Annotated in this window: 1 protein-coding gene; it reads left to right on the plus strand. The window is 26.4% G+C overall.

Annotation, left to right across the window (positions count from 1 at the left end):
• The coding region (locus AYC59_RS04885) for a type I restriction-modification system subunit M (RefSeq protein WP_066895788.1) at positions 1 to 1,212 on the plus strand (1,212 nt) is incomplete at both ends.

Consider the following 1,212-nt stretch of genomic DNA (forward strand, 5'->3'; position numbering starts at 1 on the left):
AAAGGATTTTTTATACTTCCAAGTCAACTATTTCAAAATGTAGTAAAGAATGCTAAAAATAATCCAAATTTGAATACAGATCTTGCAAATATATTTAGAAGTATAGAAAATAGTGCAATAGGTTATCCATCAGAAGATGATATAAAAGGGTTATTTGATGATATAGATACTACACATAAAAGATTAGGAGAAACTGTTGCAGAAAAAAATGCGAAATTAACAGCAGTTTTACAAGGAATAGCAGATATAGAATTTGGAGATATAAAAGATAATTCAATAGATACATTTGGAGATGCTTATGAATATTTAATATCAAATTATGCAAGTAATGCAGGTAAATCGGGTGGAGAATACTTTACACCTCAATCAGTATCAAAACTATTAGCAAGAATAGTAATGGAAGGAAAAGAAAGAATAAATAAAGTATATGATCCTACTTGTGGTAGTGGTTCATTACTTTTACAGATGAGAAAACAATTTGAAGAACATATAATAGAAGAAGGATTTTTTGGCCAAGAGTTAAATATTACAAACTATAACTTAGGACGTATGAATATGTTTTTACATAATATTAACTATAATAATTTTTCATTAAAAAGAGGAGATACATTAATAAATCCATTACATATAGATGAAAGACCATTTGATGCTATAGTATCTAATCCACCATATTCTACAAAGTGGGTAGGAGATGGAGATCCTACACTAATAAATGATGAAAGATTTGCACCAGCTGGGAAACTAGCTCCTAAAAGTAAGGGAGATTTAGCATTTGTATTGCATTCACTTTATCATTTATCAGATAGAGGACGTGCAGCTATAGTATGTTTTCCTGGAATATTTTATAGAAAAGGAGCAGAAAAAACAATATGTAAATATCTTGTAGATAACAATTTTATAGAATGTATAATACAATTAACAGATAATCTATTTTATGGGACATCAATAGCAACATGTATATTAGTTCTAGCAAAGAATAAGACAGAAACAAAGACATTATTTATAGATGCAAGTAATGAATTTAAAAAAGAAAGTAAAAATAATATTTTAGATGAAAGAAATATACAAAATATATTAAAAGCATTTAAAGATAAAAATGATGTAGAATATTTTGCAAGATATGTAGATAATTCAGAAATAGTAAATAATGATTATAACTTATCAGTATCAACTTATGTAGAAAAAGAAGATACAAGAGAAAAGATAAATATA

This window comes from Pseudostreptobacillus hongkongensis (assembly GCF_001559795.1).
Lineage (GTDB): Bacteria > Fusobacteriota > Fusobacteriia > Fusobacteriales > Leptotrichiaceae > Pseudostreptobacillus > Pseudostreptobacillus hongkongensis.